Here is an 18698-nt window from a genome sequence, read left to right on the forward strand (position 1 = left end):
GCAGATCCGCATAGAATCAGTGCAAGCATAAGGGGTTCAAATCCCCCCGTGTCCGCGAAAAACCCCTAGTCATCTAGGGGTTTTTTTGCGTCTTAGTCACGAAATGACCCCACCGGGACAGGTGTATCCCCCGGCTTCATCTCTTCTGGCAGGATCATGGCGAAATACCGTCTCCGAGGCACGCAAACATTCCGATCGCCATTCCCCAGCACGCAGGCAGCAGAACCAGCACAGAACGCGAGCAAGGTTCCAGTAGCTACACCGAAGCGACATGTTAATGTGCTTACTGCGGGACAGCCCCAGCTAGCTTTTACCGCTGGCTGTCCGCGTCGCTACACGCGACTCACCACCGCGAAGGAAGCCGTTCCAGATACTTTCCGGGATCGAAAAAGCCGCTCGAATCCACGGAATTTCAGCGGGTTCAAGCGGCTCATCGTTATTGGTTCTAGTCGTCGCGCTTCACGAAAGATCGCAGCATGTTCTGCACGATATCTTCTGGCAGCGAAGTATGGCGAACAATAATTTCCGACATGCGATCCAGATCAGTATCAGCGATTGCGTCGAAGAGCGCTTCGCGTTCGGATTCCGGAAGTTCAGCGGCATCAAAGTGCACTGGCCCATCTGGGCCTTGGCCTTCGAAACGGAAATCTGCAACATTGCCGTTGGCGTTAGCCCCAGACATCGGAGAAGCCGCAATCATGCGCTCCAAGTCGTCAACCGGCAGATCGGTGTAACCATGCAGAATCTTTGCCGCTTCTTCAAAGTTCGAGTCACGCAACATCGAGAACAGCTGGTCGTATTCATTCGGTGGCAACTGCTCACTGGAAAATTCGCGGCTCTCGCCATCAAGCTCAAATGCCATCTTGAAATGCGTTGCGCTTGGTTCCTCCAAGGACCCAAACTGCTCGCTCCATTCTTGGGGAACGACCCAAGTATCATCAGCAGATGCTGGTGTCGCATCAGCAGCACCAGCCGCTTCGCGGTCTTCGCGCTCAACCTGAGCCTCGAGCTTGTCGCTCAAGGCCTTAATCTGCGCGTCATCGCTGGGCAGTTCCTTGGCAGGAGCGGACTGCGGATACTTATCAAGACTGCGTACAGCGATCACGCAATTCTTGACCGACTCACCGGTAGCGGCCCGGAAATCCTTAACCGCACCCATGACATCGCCCTTGGCCAAATTGCGGTACACCGAATTGCGTGAAGCATCATCCAGCTTCGCATTTGCCTCCTGCGCCGCCTCACGGGAAATCGCTTCAGCGATTTGCGCAGTGTTCTTCTTGCGAAGCGCTTGCAGACCGAAGTAGCCCAGGGCAATCACTGCAATGAGGACAACGAGCCAGATGATAATCTCCATACCTCCAGACTACTTTGTTTAACTGTGCGATTACCCTGCTACGCCCAAAGTGAAAGGCATAACACCGGGTGCGCCAGCTATCCGCAATGCCCTGCCGGCCATTGCCATAGACCAACGGGAATCCACCAAATCATCGACCAGCAGCACCGGACCCGGTGCATTGGCAATGAGTTCTTCAAGCTGCGGTGGAAGTTCAAAAGCATCCGCAACGGCAGCGACACGGAACGCAGAGTTTCCACCCGGACCATTCTGCGGTCCACCAGCACGATATGCGAGCTGCCCCAGATAACGCAGCCGTCCGACTTCCGCTAATCCCTGGGCAAGGGAAGTGATCAGCTGAGGGCGCTTATTCGATGGCATGGCCACCACACCCACCGGACGTTCTTCCCAGTTCCATTCGGCCAGCACCTTGACGCAAGCATCAAACATGGCCTTGTCGATCGGGTTGTCGGTGGGATCGGCAAATACCTGGCGCAAACGATTGCCCCACCCCAAGTCGGTTAAGCGGGCAAGCGCTCTGCCGGTAGCGACCTGCTCATCAACTGGAATTTTGCCCTTGAGGGTATGACCTAAGCGGTCCAAACCCGATGGGTAGAGTTTGCGTGGCTCAATGGGAACTCCCACTCGGCCAAGTGCTGCCTGCGCGCTGTCCTTCGAATCATCAGGGATATGGTCATCAAACCAAACGCCAGCGCAATTATCGCAACGGCCGCATGGAGCTGACTTCGGGTCATCTAGGGCATCAGTCAGGAACTGCATGCGGCATCCGCGAGTGTTCTCGTAGCTGACCATGAGATTTTGTTCGTGGATTCGGCTTTGCGCCACTCGCTTATAGCGGTCAGCGTCGTAGACCCAAGGCATATCGGTACGCATCCAACCTCCGGCGACGCGCTCCACGGCACCGTCCACCGCCAGAACTTTCAGCAGCAATTCAAGTGGCGAGCGGCGAAGATTCACCGCACTTTCCAAGGCCGGGACGCTCATCGCGCCGTTAGCCCGAGTCAAAGCTTCGAGCACCTGCGTGGCGCGAACCTGATCGGGCATGGAGCTGGTGGCGAAGTATTCCCAGATTTCGGAGTCATCCGGACCGGGCAACAACAGAACATCTGCATTGATGCTTCCACGTCCAGCACGGCCCACCTGCTGGTAGTAAGCCACCGGCGAGCTGGGCGCACCGACGTGCAAGACGAATCCAAGGTCAGGCTTGTCAAAGCCCATGCCCAGGGCACTGGTGGCAATCAAGGCTTTGACTTCATTGTTCTTCAACGCCTGTTCGAGACGTTCGCGTTCTTCTAGATCGGTGCGCCCGGTGTAAGCGGCAACTTCATGGCCGGCATCTTTAAGCAATCGGGCGATGTCCTCAGCGGCAGATACCGTCAAGGTGTAGATGATGCCCGATCCCTTGAAATCCTTGATATGGCTAAGCAGCCAAGCCAACTGCATGCGCGGCGAGGCCAAACGCAAAACGCCAAGGCGCAGCGAGTCGCGGGCCAGTGTGCCACGCAGGGTGAAGACCTCCTCGGTGCCTCCGCCCAGCTGTTCGGCAACGTCTTGAACAACTCGGCTGTTCGCAGTTGCGGTAGTCGCCAAAACTGGCAGCCCCTTAGGCAACTGGGCAATCAGATCGCGGATGCGGCGGTAATCGGGACGGAAATCATGGCCCCAGTCGGAAATGCAGTGCGCTTCATCGATTACCAACAGACCCAAACGCTGCATCAGCATCGGCAGCTGCTGCTCGCGGAAGGAAGGATTGTTCAAGCGCTCGGGAGAAACCAGTAGTACATCGAGTTCATCGCGCTGCAGCTTTTCGAGAATTTCCCTCCATTCGAGCACATTGGCTGAATTGATTGCCGCAGCCCTCACGCCCGCGCGTTCCGCGGCTGCAACCTGGTCCCGCATCAAGGCGAGCAAAGGCGAAACAATCAAGGTTGGGCCATATCCCTGTTCGCGCAGCAACAGCGAAGCGATGAAGTACACCGCGGACTTGCCCCAACCGGTGCGTTGCACCACCAGGGCACGACGGCGTTCGGCTACTAGGGCGCTAATCGATTCATACTGGCCGTCGTGAAACTGGGCGTCGGGGTTTTGCACCAGTGCGCGCAGTTTTTGCAGCGCTAGCGTTTTCAGATTCACTTGCGTTGAGCCATCCATGCCACCAGTATTTCAGTTCCCGCCCACGTTTTAGTACGCAGCAACCGCTAAATGTGGATGTGCAGCGGCAAGGCGCGATGCGAAGTGAGTGATTAAGCTGAAATGTTAGGCATTTCCCATCCATAATCGCCTAGTTCTCAATGAATTGAATCAGTCAAACCGGTAGGCTGAAAGGCGTGAGTGAAGAAATTGATCTTAAACAGAGCTTTAAGGCCTACGACGTACGCGGCGTAGTTGGCGAAAACCTGAATGCCGAGGCAATCGAGGCTATCGGCGCAGCCTTTGTCGATGTGCTGTCCTTGTCCGGCAAGGACGTACTGGTTGGCGGCGACATGCGTCCCTCGTCGGGTGAGTTCGCCCAGGCCTTCGCCCGTGGCGCCACTTACCGCGGGGCAAACATCATCATGCTCGGATTGATTTCCACCGACGAGCTGTACTTCGCTTCGGGCAAGCTCAATGCCGCTGGCGTGGTGTTCACCGCCAGCCACAATCCAGCCCAGTACAACGGCATCAAGATGTCCAAGGCCGGCGCACGCCCGATTTCTTCGGCTACCGGCCTGTTCGATATCCGCGACGTGGCCCAGCAGTACCTGGACGAGGGGCTTCCGGTCTCCGGCGATGTCCTGCAGGGCAGCATCAGCGAGCGCGATGTCCTTGCCGACTACGCGGCCTACCTGCGAGAGCTGGTGGACCTGTCCTCCATGCGCCAGCTGAAGATCGTCGTAGATGCCGGAAACGGCATGGGTGGCCTGACTACTCCGGCAGTTCTCGGCGATACCGTCTTACCAGGATTGCCGCTGGAAATCGTCCCGCTGTACTTCGAGCTGGACGGCACCTTCCCAAATCACCCAGCCAACCCGCTGGAGCCGGAAAATCTCAAGGACCTGCAGGCCGCAGTGCTGGAACACGGTGCCGATCTGGGCCTGGCCTTCGACGGCGATGCCGATCGCTGCTTCGTGATCGACGAGCGTGGCTTGCCGCTATCGCCTTCAGCGATCACTGCTTTGGTCGCCGTGCGCGAAATCGCCCGGGTACAGGCAGCAGGCGAGCAGTCACCGGTCATCATCCACAACTTGATCACTTCCAAGGCTGTGCCTGAATTTGTCACCAAGTCTGGCGGAACCCCGGTGATGACCCGCGTGGGCCATTCCTTCATCAAGGCCGAGATGGCCACCCAGGGTGCGGTGTTCGGTGGTGAGCATTCCGCTCACTACTACTTCCGTGACTTCTACAATGCCGATACCGGCATGCTTGCTGCCATGCATGTGCTGGCTGCCTTGGGTGAGCAGCAGCTGCCGCTCTCCGAGCTGGGCGCCGAGTACGAGCCATATGCCGCCACCGGCGAAATCAACTCCGAGGTCGAGGACAAGGCCGGGGCCACTGCCCGGGTTGTTGCCCACTTCGAGGGACAGCCGGTTGACGTGCTGACCATGGACGGCACCACCATTTCGGCATCCGATGGCAGCTGGTGGTTCAACCTGCGCCCATCGAATACCGAACCTTTCCTGCGTTTCAACGGCGAAGGCCGCACCGCAGAAATCATTGAGCCCATTCGCGATGCCGTTTTGGCTATCGTGCGTGAAACCAACGTCGCCAACTAGCAAGGGGAAGACATGAATCTCGAAGAACTGGATGAGGGCGTCAAAGACGCACTGAACAAGGTCCTGGGCACCGCCTTGGGCGTAGCCCGCGAACAGCTTGAAGAGCAGGGCGTGTTCCTGCCTTTCGCCATCGCGCTGGAGCCGAAGGAAGGCGAAGACGAGCCAGAGCTGCGTCTGATCGCTGTTCCCCCAACGGATGATCCCGAGGATCCGGAAGCCGACATCGACACCGAGGCCATGGCTTCGGATCTGATGCAGGTGCTCAACCAGCAGGGAACCCATTTCCTGGCGATCGCCATCGCTTCGGATGTCCTGCTCCAGGAGAACGACCAGGATGCCATCCACATCGTCGCCGAGCACCGCGTAGGTGCGGCACTGGCCATTGTCCAGCCGTACACCATGCCAGCCGAGCCAGGCGGAGAATGGGTCTTCGAGGATCCAGCCGCGGAGTCCGCAGAAGCTCTGTGGGCTAACGCGCTCTAAGCAGTACCTGGTATTTTCGGGGTCAGCATAGTCACTATGCTGACCCCGAAATGCGTTTTCGACGTAAAATAGGCATTATGAAACTCAGTGCCTTCACCGACGTGTGCTTGCGGACCATCATGGTTCTGGCAACACCTGGCACCGGGCAGCTGACCAGCCGAGAGATTTCCGAGTCTGTCGGAGTCCCGTACAACCACGTGGCCAAGGCCGTTTTGGAATTGCGCACCTTGGGAATTTTGCAGGTTACGCGTGGACGCAATGGCGGTGCCATGCTCACCGGTGCAGCCTTGGAATCTTCCCTCGGCGGTTTGCTGCGCAAGTTGGACAAGCGCACCGACATCGTGGATTGCTCCGATCATGATGCCCAATCGAACTGCCCGCTGGCAGGCAACTGCCGGTTGCGCGCAGTGTTCAGGCAGGCTCGGGAAGCCTTCTATGCTTCCTTGGATGCACTGAAAATCCAGGACATCTGTCCTACCTCACCTGCCGCGCCATTCACGGCGCTCCCCTTCCCGACGGTGCGCGATATCGCCTAGCACCCTGCCGGCCGCAAAGTGAGGTTAACCACTCTGGACGGTCATATGGCGAAGTAAATTTGCATTCCTTTTCTACGGGGCGTAGAAATGAATCATAAATCTTGTATCTCAGATACAAGTTATCGCCTACTCCCAAGGAGACCCGATGCTGTCCACCAAGTCGTTCCCTGTCATCGAAGCAACGTTGCCGATCATTGCAGAGCGCATCTCCAGCATTACCCCGAACTTCTACAACCGCCTGTTCACTGCCCACCCGGAACTGCTCGACGGAATCTTCTCCCGTTCGAACCAGAAGAACGGCACCCAGCAGCAGGCCTTGGCCGGCTCCATCGCAGTCTTCGCCACCTACCTGGTCAAGTACCCGGAGACCACCCCGGAGACCATGCTGGCCCGCGTAGCCCACAAGCACACCTCCTTGGGCGTCGTCGAGGAGCAGTACCCGATTGTCTACAAGCATCTGTTCGATGCCATCGCTGAAGATCTGGGCGACGCGCTGACACCGGAAATCGCCGAAGCCTGGACCGAGGTCTACTGGCTCATGGCCCACGCGCTGATCAAGATCGAGAAGGGCTTGTACGCACAGCAGGCCAACGCCGAGATCTACACCCCGTGGAAGCTCGTAAAGCGCACCGAAACCGGTGTCGATTCGGTTTCCTTCAGCTTCGAGCCAGCCGATTCCACCCCGGCCACCGTGGCCAAGCCGGGCCAGTTCGTCTCGGTACGCATGCCAATGACCGACGGCGTACGCCAGGTTCGCCAGTACACCCTGAGCGATAACATCGAGCAGACCGACCTCCGCACCATCACCGTGAAGCTGGACGTGAACGGCGAGTTCTCCCCAGTAATCCACAACGACCTGAAGATCGGCGATGTCGTTGAGTTGTCGAACCCATATGGCGACCTGGTCATCGAAAACGATGGTTCTCCGCTGGTGATTGCCACCGCCGGCATCGGCTGCACTCCTAGCGCCGCCGCGCTGCAGACCTTGGCCGCCAACGGTTCAAGCCGCAAGATCACCGTGCTGCACGCCGATCAGGAATTCGGTGCATGGCCACTGCGCGAGCAGATGCTCGAATCGATCAGCAAGCTGCCGGAAGCGAGCATCAGCACCTGGTTCGAACGCGGCGAACTGCCAGAGGGCCTGAACGCCAAGTCCGGCTACATGAACCTCACCGAAGCACTGACCGAGGATGCCCAGGTGTACCTGTGCGGCCCGATGCCATTCATGCACGCGGCACGCACCCAGGCATTGGAAGCCGGCATCCCAGCCGAGCGCATCCACTACGAGGTCTTCGGTCCGGACGTATGGCTCGCCGCCTAATCTCCAGGTCGTAGAACAGTGCTGCAGGTGAAATCATGGGGAATTCACCTGCAGCACTTATTTATCTTCAGTTATCGCCATCCACCGATTTGTCCGGCTTGCCCGCTGGCGGCTGGGGCTTCTTCTTGAACTCGAACTTCTTCGGATCCAGCTTTCGCGGATCCAGCCGTCCGGCAATCTTCCCTGGCTTCTTCTGGCTAGAAGGCTGCGCTGGCGGCGCAGCTTCATCAGCATCGGGCTGCTGTCCTTCAGCGGCAGCACCTTCCTGCTCCTCGGATGCCACCTTGGCAGCACGCCCCGGTTTCACAGCCTGCGGATCAACGAGGATCTGATGCAGGCCGGTTTCCGAGACCCACTTGCGCAACACTGAGTTGAACAGGATTGGATTCTCAATGTTCCACTGGTGGTGCATCCCGGGAACCACGCGGGTGATGGCCTGCGGAAGCGTTGCGCGCAGCGCCTCAAATGATTTCTGCACCAGCTTTGGCTCCTTGGAGCCGACCAAGGCCAGCATCGGCCCCTGGTAGGAACTGAGCTTATCCGGCAGTCCGCCTGGATCCATTTCATCCATGATGGCGCGCATGTTCTCGGGCTTCAGCTTCACGCCATGCTCGGTGAAGAGCTCGCGCTCATCATCCACCATGCCGTAGGCGCCAGCCTGGAAGCGCCAGAACCACTCACTGCCAATCAGCTTCAGCTGCATCCGCTGGAAAGCCCTGGCCGCTTGCCCCACACCTGTCACTGGTGTTCCGGTAATCATCAGCGACTCAATGAGTTCGGGATGCCGCGCGGCTACATGCAATGCAATGACACCGCCCAGGGAGATTCCTACCAGGTGCACCCCACCTTCAGATACCTCATCGGCAATCAAGGCTGCGACATCGTCAGCGGCGGATTCCATGCCGTCCCAGGTCTCTTCAAACCGGGCGCCGAAAGCCGGCAGATGAAGGGTCAGGATGTTGTAGTCGCCAAAGGCCAGAACCTGGGGGTCCCAGCTCCAGTTTCCGACGTTGCCTCCGTGCAGGAAAACCAATGTCGGAGCGGGACGTTGGCTTTGGTGCTGGCGCCCTGGATGCACTTCGGGGTAATCGGTTGCATCGCGTGCCACCGTGTTTGCAGGGGTCTTGTTCTGGTCTTTGGCTGAAGTCATGGCAAGTACTCCAATACCGCGTCGAGCCATTCGAGCTCGGCGGCTTGTTGTCGGATTGCATGGTCAAGAGTGGCAGCCATGAGGAAGCTGCGCCGGTCCGCGGCGGCACGCATGTCAATGCCTTCACGTTGGGATAGATAGTCATCAAGGATGAGCTGTGTGGCTTGGCGGCGCTCTGCAAGGAGGTCCTGAATCTCGTCGCGTTCAAGTTCCGCGGCAAAGAACACCTGCCCCATGAAGGGATTGCGCTCGGGCGACTGAACTGCACCGGAAGACAGCCACTGCGCTAGGGCTGCACGGCCTTCTTCAGTGATGTGGTGTTCTTGGCGGTCCGGGTAGTTTGACTGCGCAACAGTACGCACGGTGGCGTAGCCCTTGTCCACCAGCTGAGCCAAGGTGCGGTAGATCTGCGCCTTATCTGCATTCCAGAAGTGGTTAATAGAGGAGTCAAAGTGCTTCTTGAGCTCGTAACCAGTCATGGGCGACAAGCACAGCAGCCCGAGAATCAATCGTGCCAAAACCATAGAGTCATCTTTTCATAAATAGTTGATTTTGCACCCACTTTGATCCGGCGTGTGGAAACTGTACCCAGATTGTGACCATTCTTCGCCATGACACGACAACGCCCCGGCAACTGGAATTCCAGTTGCCGGGGCGTTGCCATGTGCGGATCTATCAGAGATCCAAATTCACTAGGCGCCCAGTCGAGCCTTCAGGCCGTCGAGCTCTGCGCGCAGCGAGGCTGGAAGCGCATCGCCGAAGTTGGCGTACCACTCTTCAATGCCTTCGACCTCGGTTGCCCATTCGTCCTTGTTGACCGCTACTGCTGCTTCAACGTCAGCTGCAGTGAAACCGTCCAGGCCGGTCAGATCCAGGGAATCACCGGTCGGCACGTTGCCGATGACGGTTTCCTTGGCGTCCGCGGTGCCTTCAATGCGCTCTACAGCCCACTTCAGCACACGCGAGTTGTCGCCGAATCCTGGCCATGCGAAGCCACCGTCAGCAGTGCGGCGGAACCAGTTGACCAAGAAGATCTTTGGCATCTGCTCTGGGTTGAGCTTTGCGGAGATCTTGTCCCAGTGGTTCAGGTAGTCGCCGGCGTTGTAGCCGATGAATGGCAGCATCGCCATTGGGTCGCGGCGGACCTGGCCGGTGGCACCCGCGGCAGCAGCCGTGGTTTCCGAGGACAGGGTCGAGCCCATGAAGATGCCGTTGGTCCAGCTGCGTGCCTCGGTGACCAGCGGGATGGTGGTCTTGCGGCGGCCCCCGAACAGGATTGCATCGATCTTCACGCCATTAGGCGAGTAGTAGTCAGCGGAGAGCATGTCGACCTGGTCGATCGGAGTGCAGAAGCGCGAGTTAGGGTGTGCTGCCACGCGGCCCGATTCCGGGGTCCAGTCGTTGCCCAACCAGTCGATCAGGTGCGCTGGAGCCTCGTCGGTCATGCCTTCCCACCAGACGCCGCCTTCATCGGTCAGCGCCACGTTGGTGAAGATGTTGTTGCCCTTGGTGATTGCGCGCATCGCGTTCGGGTTGGTGGACCAACCGGTGCCCGGTGCCACGCCGAACAAGCCGTACTCCGGGTTAACGCCACGAAGCTCGCCATCCTTGCCGATGCGCATCCAGTTGATGTCATCGCCCAGGGTCTCGGTCTTCCAGCCTTCAATGGTTGGATCCAGCAGTGCCAGATTGGTCTTGCCGCAGGCCGAAGGGAAGGCAGCAGCGATGTGGTAAGCCTTGTTCTCAGGGCTGATCAGCTTCAAGATGAGCATGTGCTCTGCCAGCCAGCCCTCATCGCGGGCCATCGCCGAGGCAATACGCAGCGAGTAGCACTTCTTGCCCAGCAGCGCGTTGCCGCCGTAGCCCGAACCGTAGGACATGATGGCGCGCTCTTCAGGGAAGTGCACGATCCACTTGTCTTCGTTGCATGGCCAGGCAACATCTTCCTGGCCTGGTTCCAGCGGGGCACCAACCGAGTGCAGTGCAGGAACGAAGAAAGCCTTCTCCGCTTCCATCTTGCGCAGAACCTCATCGCCGATCTTGGCCATGATGCGCATCGAGGCGACCACGTAGGCCGAGTCGGTGATTTCAACGCCGTAGGCTGGCTGCTCTGCATCCAGTGGACCCATAACGAATGGGATGACGTACATGGTGCGTCCGCGCATCGAGCCATCGAACAAGCCGCTGAGCATGGACTTCATCTTTAGCGGGTCTTCCCAGTTATTGGTGAAGCCGGCATCTTCTTCCTTTTCGGAGCAGATGAAGGTGCGCTCTTCAACTCGGGCCACGTCCTTGGGATCCGAGAAACCAGCGTAGGAATTAGGGAAGTTCGGGTCGGTCAGCTTGACCAGAGTGCCAGCTTCAACCAGCTCGGCAGTCAGGCGATCATTTTCTTCAGCTGACCCATCAACCCAATAAACACGATCCGGCTTCGTCAGTGCGGCAACTTCCTCAACCCAGGATGCCAACTTCTCGTGTGAAGTAGGTGCTGCGCTGATAACGTTCTGATCCGAGCTCGTGCTCATTATCCATTCCCTCCATTGGGCTGAACTTGCAATAAATCAAGGCTATGGTGCGCTCACCGCTGTTGCCGTGTGATCGAAACCTCATGAAAGCATTACTCGGAGGGCACTGCGGGGGAAATTCCCGAAATTCCGGGGGTCTATCATGATTAATGATTGAAAATGTGTGACGAAGGTCACGTAGACCGGTACCCTTTCAATGTCTTCATATAACCTTCTGTTCATCTTTAAGCACTAGCTTTGCCCGTCGATTTGTACGGTGCGGAAACCGGCTGTATAGTTATTCGAGGTTCGTGAGAACGAGTCAAACAACAGAATATGCGCCCATAGCTCAGCTGGATAGAGCGTCTGTCTACGGAACAGAAGGTCAGGGGTTCGAATCCCTTTGGGCGCACCAATTCAAAATTCCCACTCAGTCGAGTGGGAATTTTTTGTTTCCCCACAAGGAATCCCCAATGCCGCAGATTGCCTTACCGAATCAGCTCAGGCTGCGCCTCCTGGAGGTCTCCGACGCAAAACAGGTTACCGGCTCCTACACGCGCAATCGCACACACCTGGAGCAGTGGGAACCGGAACGCCCCGAAGAGTTCTTTACCGAACAATGGCAGGCGGCAAATCTCGCAGCGTCCGCGAGTGCGCGGCAAAGCGGGCTGGCCTACCCCTTCGGCCTTTTCGCTCAGGATGAGCTCATCGGCCGGTTCAATATCACCTCGGTGGTACACGGAGCTTTTCAAAGCGCCAGCCTCGGATACTGGATCGATAAGGAGCACTGCGGACAAGGCCTGGCTTCCCAGGCTGTGGCAGCATTGCTCTCCTTGGCCCGCAACGATTTAGGGCTGCATCGAATGGAAGCCAGCACGCTGGCGCACAATTATGGCTCGCAACGCGTCCTGGAAAAGAACGGCTTCACCCAAATCGGCATGGCGCCCAACTATCTGAAGATCAACGGCCGCTGGCAAGACCACAATCTCTACCAAGCGATACTGCACGATTAATCAGCCACCGTTGCCCTTCGAAACCCGGAGACGACTAGCAATTTTGTGAATCACGGCACTTTTAGCGACTTTGGTTTTTCCTCCACGAAAAACTCGTGTAAAGTTATTCAAGTCGTCAAGGCGGCAAACAAATGAATATGCGCCCATAGCTCAGCTGGATAGAGCGTCTGTCTACGGAACAGAAGGTCAGGGGTTCGAATCCCTTTGGGCGCACAAATTGAAATTCCCACTCAACTGAGTGGGAATTTTTTTGTTAACTACAGGCCAGGACCCGCGCTGGCCATCACGTGGATCAGTGGGAAGCTCGCAGCACCAAACGGGTATCGACGATGCTCCATGCAGGAACCTGTTCTCCGTTGATGCGCTTGATCAACAGCTCCGCCATGATTTCACCCTGGCGTTCTGGATTCTGAGCGATGGTTGTCAACGGCGGCGTGGAATTGCGTGCGAAGGAATCATCGTCAACCGACGTTACCGAAATATCTTCTGGAACTTTCATCCCAGCCTCCCCGAGCGCTTGGAGGGCGCCAAAGCCCATCTGCGCGCTGGCGGCAAATAGCCCATCCACGCGAACGTCCGCATCCAGCAATTGCTGCATGATCCGCCGCCCGCTGGACGGAGTGAAGTCGCCAATTTCAATGGCGACAGGTTCCAGCCCAGCCTCTTCAACTGCCTGCTTGAATCCAATCAAGCGGTCGAGCCCGGCACCCATATCCTGCGGTCCTGCAATAATTGCCAGCTTGGTGCGTCCGCGGTCGATGATGACCTCGGTCGCCTGCCGTGCGGCGGCAACGTTATCGACATCTACTACGTAGATATCCTTTTGATCGGTGCTCATCGTTCGCCCGCCGTACACCATGGGCAGCACAGAGCCCAGGTCGGCATAGGAACGGTCATCTGCGTGGTGCGAGAGCACCAAGGCGCCATCGACATTGCTGCCTTGCAGGTACCTGGTGGTTTTCACCGGATCCGCTTCGGTGGACAGCAGCAGCGTGAGCATGAATTCCGTACCGGCCAAGTACTGAGCCGCTCCCTGCACGACCTTGGCAAAGTACGGGTCGGCGAAGAATTTCGCAGTATTTTCCGGAATCACCAGGGCAATGGAATTGGTCCTGCCCTGGGCCAGGGAGCGGGCAGCACGGTTAGGCACATAGTTCAGCTCGCGAATGGCCAATTCGACTGCCTCGCGAGCTGCTGGCTTCACCCGGTCCGACCCGTTTACTACGCGCGATACCGTGGCCCGGGAAACGCCGGCATGTTCTGCCACCAATTCGAGGGTTGGTTTTGGATTCCGCGCGTCGTGCATGCTCATGATCTATGCCCAAGTGTCTTGTAGTAATCCGCCAGTGGAACACGATGATGGCCCGCGGCACCAGAAGCAGCCGCGGACCATCAAGGTTCAGGTGTTATGCCATTGTACGATTTGCAGCAATCAACCCTGCGTAGGTCCGGCCACTATTCTTAATAGTTCGCACCTGGCTCTGGTAGGCGACGTGGATGATGCCAAAGCGTTTGGCGTATCCCCAAGCCCACTCGAAGTTATCCAGCAATGACCAGACGAAGTAGCCGCGGATATCCACTCCGTCTTGCATCGCGCGAGCCACGGCGTCCAGGTGATTGAGGATGTACTCTTCACGCTCGGTATCCTCGACGGTTCCTTCTTCCGTGACCGTATCGGTGTAGGAAGCCCCATTCTCCGTGATGTACAGCGATGGGATATTGCCGTAGTCCTGGTTCAGCCGGTTCAGCAGCACCCGCAACCCTTCCGGATTCACTTCCCACCCCATCGCCGTGCGAGGCAAATCGCGGGCTGGGAAGGTCACGTACTCGCTGCCGACAAATGGTGAAGACTTCGGCGAATCGGTAGGCACTACGGCTTCTGGCTGGCCTGCGGGCAGCGGATGGCCCGAGACGTTGTCGTCGTGGTAGTGGTTCACGCCCAAGAAATCGATGGGCTGGGCAATGATTTCCAGGTCACCGGGTTCGATGACTTCTGCCAGTCCCAGTCCCTTGACGTCCTCGAGCAAATCTTCGGGGTAGGATCCGCGCAGGATCGGGTCCAGATACATGCGGTTCCACAGTGCGTCGATGCGGCGCGCTGCTTCCACGTCCACCGGATCAGTTGGGTCGTTCGGGACCGCATTGGTCAGGTTCAAGGTGATGCCGATTTGCTCGGCACCCAATTCGCGCAGGCGGCTGGTGGCCAGTCCATGGGCCAGATGCTGGTGGTGCACCGCTGCCAGCGCCGCTTCAGGTTCTTGGCGTCCCGGGGCGTGCTCGCCGGCGGCGTAGCCGATCAGCGAGGAGCATAGCGGTTCGTTGAAGGTGGTCCAGTGCTTCACCCGGTCGCCAAGCTTTTCATAGACTGCCGCTGCGTATTCCACGAACTTGTACGAGGTTTCGCGATTGGTCCACCCGCCGCGCTCTTCCAGCGCCTGGGGCAGATCCCAGTGGTACAGAGTCAGCCATGGCAGGATGCCATTTTCCAGCAGTTCATCGACAAGTCGCGAGTAGAAATCCAGGCCTTCGGGATTGACGCTGCGCCCACCGGGAACCACACGGGCCCAGCTGGTGGAGAAACGGTAGGAATCCAGTCCCAGCTCGCGCATGAGCTGAACATCTTCGCGGTAGCGGTGGTAGTGGTCCACTGCGACGTCCAGGTTCTGGCCCCCGGCAATGGCCCCTTCCTTCCGGGCGAATGCGTCCCAGACGGAATCTTCCTTGCCGTAGGAATGGCCAGCGCCTTCAATTTGGGCCGCAGCCGTAGCCGAGCCCCACAAGAATTCCTTGGGCCATGCAAAATTTTGGGATAGGTGGTTCATCATCAGCCCTTTACAGCTCCTGCCATAATTCCGGATACAAGTTGCTTGCCTGCCAGTACGAAGAGCAACAGCAGTGGGATGGTGGCCATCAAGGCACCTGTCATCACAATGGTGTAATCAACGTATCGGGCAGACTGCAGTTGGCTCAAGGCCACCTGCAAGGTTGGGTTTTGCGGGGCCACCAGCATTGGCCACAGGTAATCGGTCCATGCGGTCATGAAGGTGAACAGCGAAAGGATTGCCATCGCGGGGCGGGCGGCGGGAACACCGACGTGCCAGAAGGTTCCGATCATGGACGCTCCATCCACTCGCGCCGCTTCAATCAGCTCGTCGGGGATGTTCTCCACCAAGTATTGGCGCATGAAGAATACGCCGAAGGCCGTCACCAGGGTGGGGATGATGATGGCGCCCAGCGAACCGGTCCAGCCGAATTGCTTCATCATCATGAACATCGGGATGATGCCCAGCTGGGTTGGTACGGCCAGGGTGGCGATCACGAAGACCAGCAGTCCCTCGCGGCCCCGGAAACGCAGTTTTGCGAAAGCATAGCCAGCCAGGGTGGAGAAGGAAACCACCGAGAAAGTGATCACGGAGGAAACGATGAGGCTGTTGCCCAATGCACTCCAGAAATGGATGGAGTCCAGAACTTCAGCCACATTCGTCCAGAACTGCCCCCCGGGAAGCAGCGGCGGGTACGCTGAGGCGAATACCGCGCCGCTTGAGGAACCGATGATAAACGAATACCACAGCGGGTAGGTGCTGCCCACGAGGAAGGCGATCAGGATTCCGTAGGTGAGGAACCCCGGACGCCGATCCATCGAAAAACTCTTGCGGCGGCGCTTGGGCAGGCTGGCGGCAGGCGCGGTGCGTTCCAAAGTTGAGTTACTCATGTGTTGTACTTCCGCTCTGCGTTCCATTGCCTGGCTTTGCTGCTTTGGCGGCGGCCCGGGATGCTGCCCGGCGTGCCGCTCGGGTTCTACCGTTTTTCCCAGCGCCCTTCCTATCGGCCGAGGATGCGATGGATCCGGAGATCAAGAAGTTGATCACACCGATGACAATGATGATCAGGAACAGCATCCAGGCCACGGCCGAGGCTCGTCCGAAGTCGCCGCGGTTGAATGCCAGGTCCCACAGGTAGAGGACCGTGGTTTGGTATTGGCGATCCGGACCGCCTGGAACCGAGCTGCTGGGGTTGAACAGTTTCGGTTCGGTGAAGATCTGCAGCCCGCCGATGGTGGCGGTGATGATCACGAAGATCATGGTGGGGCGGATGCTTGGCAAGGTGATCGAGAAGAAGCGGCGGAAGGAGCCAGCACCATCGATCGCTGCCGATTCATGCAGTTCACGTGGAACTGCCTGCATCGCTGCGAGCAAGATCAGTGCGTTATATCCGGTCCAGCGCCAGTTGACCATGGTTGCGATCGCCATATGCGATGGGAATACATCGGTCTTCCAGGCGATCGGGTCAAGGTTCATGCTGCTCAGCAAGTTGTTGAGCAGACCGTATTGCTCGTCGAAGGCCGAGGAGAAAATCAGCGTGACCGCTACGGGGGTGACCACGTAGGGAACCAGCACGCTCATCCGCCAGAAGGTCTTGGCTCGGATGTTCTGGTCCAGCATCGCGGCGATGAAGGTCGCGATCACCAGCTGCGGGATGGCCGAAAGCAGGAAGATGCTGAAGGTGTTGAAGAGCGAGTTCCAGAACAGCGGGGAGGCCAGCTCGGTTTTGTAGTTCTCCAGGCCAACCCATTCGCCGGCTCCGCTGAGCAGATCCCAGTCATTGATCGAGACCACGAACGTGTAAACCAGCGGGAACAGCCCGACCAGTCCGAAGAGGATGAAGAATGGAGAGATATAGAGGTATGGAGAGTACTTGAAATCCAACCGTCCCAGCAGATGCCGGCGGCGCATTTTGCGATCGGCCCGGGTTTCGGCCAATTTTTCCGGAGTAGGTCTGTTTTGCCCTTTGTTCCAGCGCCCTGGCTGGGGTGTGGTTTCGGTAGCATTCCGGTCTTGCTCCGGGGCATCATGTGTCGTGGTGCTCATCAGTGGCATCTTTCCTGCTGCAGTAGCTGTCCTGCCAAGGGCCGCAACACCAGTTGCGTGCTGCGGCCCTTAGCAGACTTCGAAGCGGGCTACGGGATTACTTGATTTCCAGTTCCTGCAGGGTGGAGAGGGCCTTGCTCCAGGCGGTCTCGCTATCGGTGCCGGCATCGATTGCCTTGATCGCCGGGCCGAAGACCTGCTCCTGGATTACCGAGTCCTGTGAGCCCTTGTACTGGGCCTTGACGCCTTCAGCGCGGCTTCCCAAGATCTCTCCGACCGGTGCATCGTTGAAGAACTTGGTCAGCTCGTTCTCGCCGGTGACCGCATCAGACTTCTGTGCTTCCAGGTTCGAAGGGAAGGTGCCTGCTTCTTCGAAGGAGGTTGCCTGCGAGGAAGCGCTGGTCAGGTACTGGGCCAGCTTGGCCGCCTCGGCTGGGTGCTGAGAGGTGCTTGGAACGGTCAGGAAGGAACCGCCCCAGTTTGCTGGTCCGCCTGGGAACACATCGGCGAAGTCCCAGCCTGCGCTGGAATCGCCGCCGGCGCCCTCAACCTGTCCCTTCACGGTGCCAAGCATCCAGCCTGGGCAAGGCATGACGGCGAAGGAGCCATCAAGGAATGCCTGGCCCTTGCCCCAGTCCCACTGGGTCTGGTTGGCCGACAGGCCCTTGGACGCTGCGTCGGAGAGCAGATCCCAGCGATTGCGAAGCTCGGCGTTGCCTTCGACGTTCAAGGCACCGTCGGCCTTGTAGTAGCCCTCGTCAAGCTGGTTGACCATGGAGTTCCAAACGAAACCGGACTGGTCGTAGAAGGCCTTATCGCTCTTCTTCACGTACTCCTGGCCAGCTGCGAAGAAGTCCTCCCACGTTGCGTCCTCGCCGCCTAGCAGCTCGGCAACCTCGTCACGTTCGCTTGGCATGCCGGCGTCCTTGAACAGCTTGGCGTTGTAGCAAATGCCCATCGGGCCAATGTCGGTGCCGTAGCCGATGACGCGGCCATCTGGATCAGTGGCCTGCCCGACCTTCCAGTCAACCCACTGGTCAGCGACGTCGTCAGCTCCGTATTCACGCAAGTCGGTGAAGGAATCCGATACCGACATGACCTGTCCCAGCCAGCCCTCTTCCACTGCCTGGACATCTGGCAACCCGGCACCTGCAGCCTGCTTGGTCTTCCAGTCGGTCAGTGCGTTGCCACCGGTGTCGATGTTGCTTGCTTCAATGGTGATGCCCGGGTTTTCCTTCTCGTACTTCTCGTACAGCGGGTCCAAGCCCTGGGTGCCGAAAGTGGTCACGGTCAGGGTGATCGGATTATCCGCAGATGCCGGCTTGGCATCTTCACTTGCATTGGATGCGCAACCGGTAGCGATCAGTGCGATGCTTCCGGCAAGAACCGTAGCCATTGCCAGCGGGGATTTGCGTGAGGGTTTCACGATGACTCCATTTCGAATATGAATCGTGCAAGTGGACGAGCACTGCCAAGTTTTGAGAGCGCTCTCAAAATGCGGCAAAAAGAAAATTTCCTACGATTTCCTGGATGCCTGAAACGATGAAAGCGACTCTGCCAAACATTTTGTGAGCGCTCTCACAAATCTTCTTCAACAATTCTCCACGATGGAAGTTTTCTGTCAAGCCTTTTTCCTGAGAAATTATTGCAGCCCGACGCCTCTGCCAGTACCTCCCATCGCCGGACTTAAAGTGAACTGGCCAGAAACCCTCATCAG

The 18698-nt window shown here is 58.1% G+C and carries 15 protein-coding genes and 2 tRNA genes; 7 read left to right on the forward strand and 10 right to left on the reverse strand.

Going from position 1 to position 18698, the window contains the following annotated elements; all coding sequences use genetic code 11:
* Positions 1-445: 445 nt before the first annotated feature.
* Positions 446-1354, reverse strand: coding sequence for a hypothetical protein (locus AB4Y71_RS12065; RefSeq protein WP_417364260.1), 909 nt, complete (start codon positions 1352-1354; stop codon positions 446-448).
* Between the two features lie 30 nt (positions 1355-1384).
* Entirely contained in the window at positions 1385-3505 is a 2121-nt protein-coding gene (locus tag AB4Y71_RS12070; RefSeq protein WP_441720659.1) for a RecQ family ATP-dependent DNA helicase, read from the reverse strand.
* 176 nt (positions 3506-3681) lie between these two features.
* Here AB4Y71_RS12070 and AB4Y71_RS12075 point away from each other — a divergent pair, with 176 nt between their 5' ends.
* From AB4Y71_RS12075 to AB4Y71_RS12090, 4 genes are all read left to right on the forward strand, one after another.
* The gene (locus AB4Y71_RS12075) at positions 3682-5106 is read left to right on the forward strand and encodes a phosphomannomutase/phosphoglucomutase (protein ID WP_441720661.1); all 1425 of its coding nucleotides are present in this window, start codon (positions 3682-3684) and stop codon (positions 5104-5106) included.
* A gap of 12 nt (positions 5107-5118) precedes the next feature.
* Entirely contained in the window at positions 5119-5589 is a 471-nt protein-coding gene (locus tag AB4Y71_RS12080) for a hypothetical protein (protein ID WP_134781041.1), read from the forward strand.
* A gap of 77 nt (positions 5590-5666) precedes the next feature.
* Positions 5667-6125, forward strand: coding sequence for an RrF2 family transcriptional regulator (locus AB4Y71_RS12085; protein ID WP_134781042.1), 459 nt, complete (start codon positions 5667-5669; stop codon positions 6123-6125).
* Between the two features lie 145 nt (positions 6126-6270).
* Complete coding sequence (locus AB4Y71_RS12090; RefSeq protein ID WP_441720663.1) at positions 6271-7446, forward strand: globin domain-containing protein; 1176 nt, start codon at positions 6271-6273, stop codon at positions 7444-7446.
* Positions 7447-7513: 67 nt separating this feature from the next.
* Here AB4Y71_RS12090 and AB4Y71_RS12095 read toward each other — a convergent pair whose 3' ends face one another.
* The 3 genes from AB4Y71_RS12095 to AB4Y71_RS12105 all read right to left on the reverse strand — a co-directional run bounded on the left by AB4Y71_RS12095 (position 7514) and on the right by AB4Y71_RS12105 (position 11121).
* On the reverse strand, positions 7514-8596 hold the full coding sequence (locus tag AB4Y71_RS12095) for an alpha/beta fold hydrolase (protein ID WP_441720665.1): 1083 nt from the start codon (positions 8594-8596) through the stop codon (positions 7514-7516).
* Entirely contained in the window at positions 8593-9120 is a 528-nt protein-coding gene (locus tag AB4Y71_RS12100) for a PadR family transcriptional regulator (RefSeq protein WP_441720666.1), read from the reverse strand. Before AB4Y71_RS12100 ends, AB4Y71_RS12095 begins: the two co-directional genes overlap by 4 nt.
* A gap of 168 nt (positions 9121-9288) precedes the next feature.
* A complete protein-coding gene (locus AB4Y71_RS12105) occupies positions 9289-11121 on the reverse strand; it encodes a phosphoenolpyruvate carboxykinase (GTP) (RefSeq protein WP_441720668.1) in 1833 nt (610 codons plus the stop codon).
* A 317-nt stretch (positions 11122-11438) separates the two neighbouring features.
* Here AB4Y71_RS12105 and AB4Y71_RS12110 point away from each other — a divergent pair.
* The 3 genes from AB4Y71_RS12110 to AB4Y71_RS12120 all read left to right on the forward strand — a co-directional run bounded on the left by AB4Y71_RS12110 (position 11439) and on the right by AB4Y71_RS12120 (position 12326).
* Positions 11439-11515 (forward strand) — tRNA-Arg (locus AB4Y71_RS12110).
* Positions 11516-11573: 58 nt separating this feature from the next.
* Positions 11574-12113 (forward strand): GNAT family N-acetyltransferase, encoded by a 540-nt coding sequence (locus AB4Y71_RS12115; protein WP_441720669.1) that lies wholly within the window; start codon positions 11574-11576, stop codon positions 12111-12113.
* 139 nt (positions 12114-12252) lie between these two features.
* Positions 12253-12326 (forward strand) — tRNA-Arg (locus tag AB4Y71_RS12120).
* 79 nt (positions 12327-12405) lie between these two features.
* Here the strand turns inward: AB4Y71_RS12120 and AB4Y71_RS12125 are convergent.
* The 5 genes from AB4Y71_RS12125 to AB4Y71_RS12145 form a co-directional block, all read right to left on the reverse strand.
* Positions 12406-13425, reverse strand: coding sequence for a LacI family DNA-binding transcriptional regulator (locus AB4Y71_RS12125; protein ID WP_441720670.1), 1020 nt, complete (start codon positions 13423-13425; stop codon positions 12406-12408).
* A gap of 94 nt (positions 13426-13519) precedes the next feature.
* Positions 13520-14938 (reverse strand): GH1 family beta-glucosidase, encoded by a 1419-nt coding sequence (locus AB4Y71_RS12130; protein WP_441720672.1) that lies wholly within the window; start codon positions 14936-14938, stop codon positions 13520-13522.
* On the reverse strand, positions 14938-15825 hold the full coding sequence (locus tag AB4Y71_RS12135; protein WP_102598581.1) for a carbohydrate ABC transporter permease: 888 nt from the start codon (positions 15823-15825) through the stop codon (positions 14938-14940). Before AB4Y71_RS12135 ends, AB4Y71_RS12130 begins: the two co-directional genes overlap by 1 nt.
* Positions 15818-16981: a carbohydrate ABC transporter permease gene (locus AB4Y71_RS12140; RefSeq protein WP_441720674.1), complete on the reverse strand. Its 1164-nt coding sequence runs from the start codon at positions 16979-16981 to the stop codon at positions 15818-15820. Before AB4Y71_RS12140 ends, AB4Y71_RS12135 begins: the two co-directional genes overlap by 8 nt.
* 97 nt (positions 16982-17078) lie before the next feature.
* Positions 17079-18407 (reverse strand): ABC transporter substrate-binding protein, encoded by a 1329-nt coding sequence (locus tag AB4Y71_RS12145; protein ID WP_441720676.1) that lies wholly within the window; start codon positions 18405-18407, stop codon positions 17079-17081.
* Positions 18408-18698: the final 291 nt, after the last annotated feature.

Origin of the sequence: Glutamicibacter sp. MCAF14 (genome assembly GCF_052114325.1) — a bacterium.
GTDB classification, from domain to species: Bacteria; Actinomycetota; Actinomycetes; order Actinomycetales; family Micrococcaceae; genus Glutamicibacter; species Glutamicibacter arilaitensis.

Coding starts and splice junctions, on each gene's coding strand:
- AB4Y71_RS12080 (WP_134781041.1), top strand. CDS start 5,119: ATGAATCTCGAAGAACTGGATGAGGGCGTCAAAGACGCACTGAACAAG.
- AB4Y71_RS12130 (WP_441720672.1), bottom strand. CDS start 14,938: ATGATGAACCACCTATCCCAAAATTTTGCATGGCCCAAGGAATTCTTG.
- AB4Y71_RS12115 (WP_441720669.1), top strand. CDS start 11,574: ATGCCGCAGATTGCCTTACCGAATCAGCTCAGGCTGCGCCTCCTGGAG.
- AB4Y71_RS12095 (WP_441720665.1), bottom strand. CDS start 8,596: ATGACTTCAGCCAAAGACCAGAACAAGACCCCTGCAAACACGGTGGCA.
- AB4Y71_RS12090 (WP_441720663.1), top strand. CDS start 6,271: ATGCTGTCCACCAAGTCGTTCCCTGTCATCGAAGCAACGTTGCCGATC.
- AB4Y71_RS12135 (WP_102598581.1), bottom strand. CDS start 15,825: ATGAGTAACTCAACTTTGGAACGCACCGCGCCTGCCGCCAGCCTGCCC.
- AB4Y71_RS12085 (WP_134781042.1), top strand. CDS start 5,667: ATGAAACTCAGTGCCTTCACCGACGTGTGCTTGCGGACCATCATGGTT.
- AB4Y71_RS12065 (WP_417364260.1), bottom strand. CDS start 1,354: ATGGAGATTATCATCTGGCTCGTTGTCCTCATTGCAGTGATTGCCCTG.
- AB4Y71_RS12100 (WP_441720666.1), bottom strand. CDS start 9,120: ATGGTTTTGGCACGATTGATTCTCGGGCTGCTGTGCTTGTCGCCCATG.
- AB4Y71_RS12105 (WP_441720668.1), bottom strand. CDS start 11,121: ATGAGCACGAGCTCGGATCAGAACGTTATCAGCGCAGCACCTACTTCA.
- AB4Y71_RS12140 (WP_441720674.1), bottom strand. CDS start 16,981: ATGAGCACCACGACACATGATGCCCCGGAGCAAGACCGGAATGCTACC.
- AB4Y71_RS12070 (WP_441720659.1), bottom strand. CDS start 3,505: ATGGATGGCTCAACGCAAGTGAATCTGAAAACGCTAGCGCTGCAAAAA.
- AB4Y71_RS12125 (WP_441720670.1), bottom strand. CDS start 13,425: ATGAGCATGCACGACGCGCGGAATCCAAAACCAACCCTCGAATTGGTG.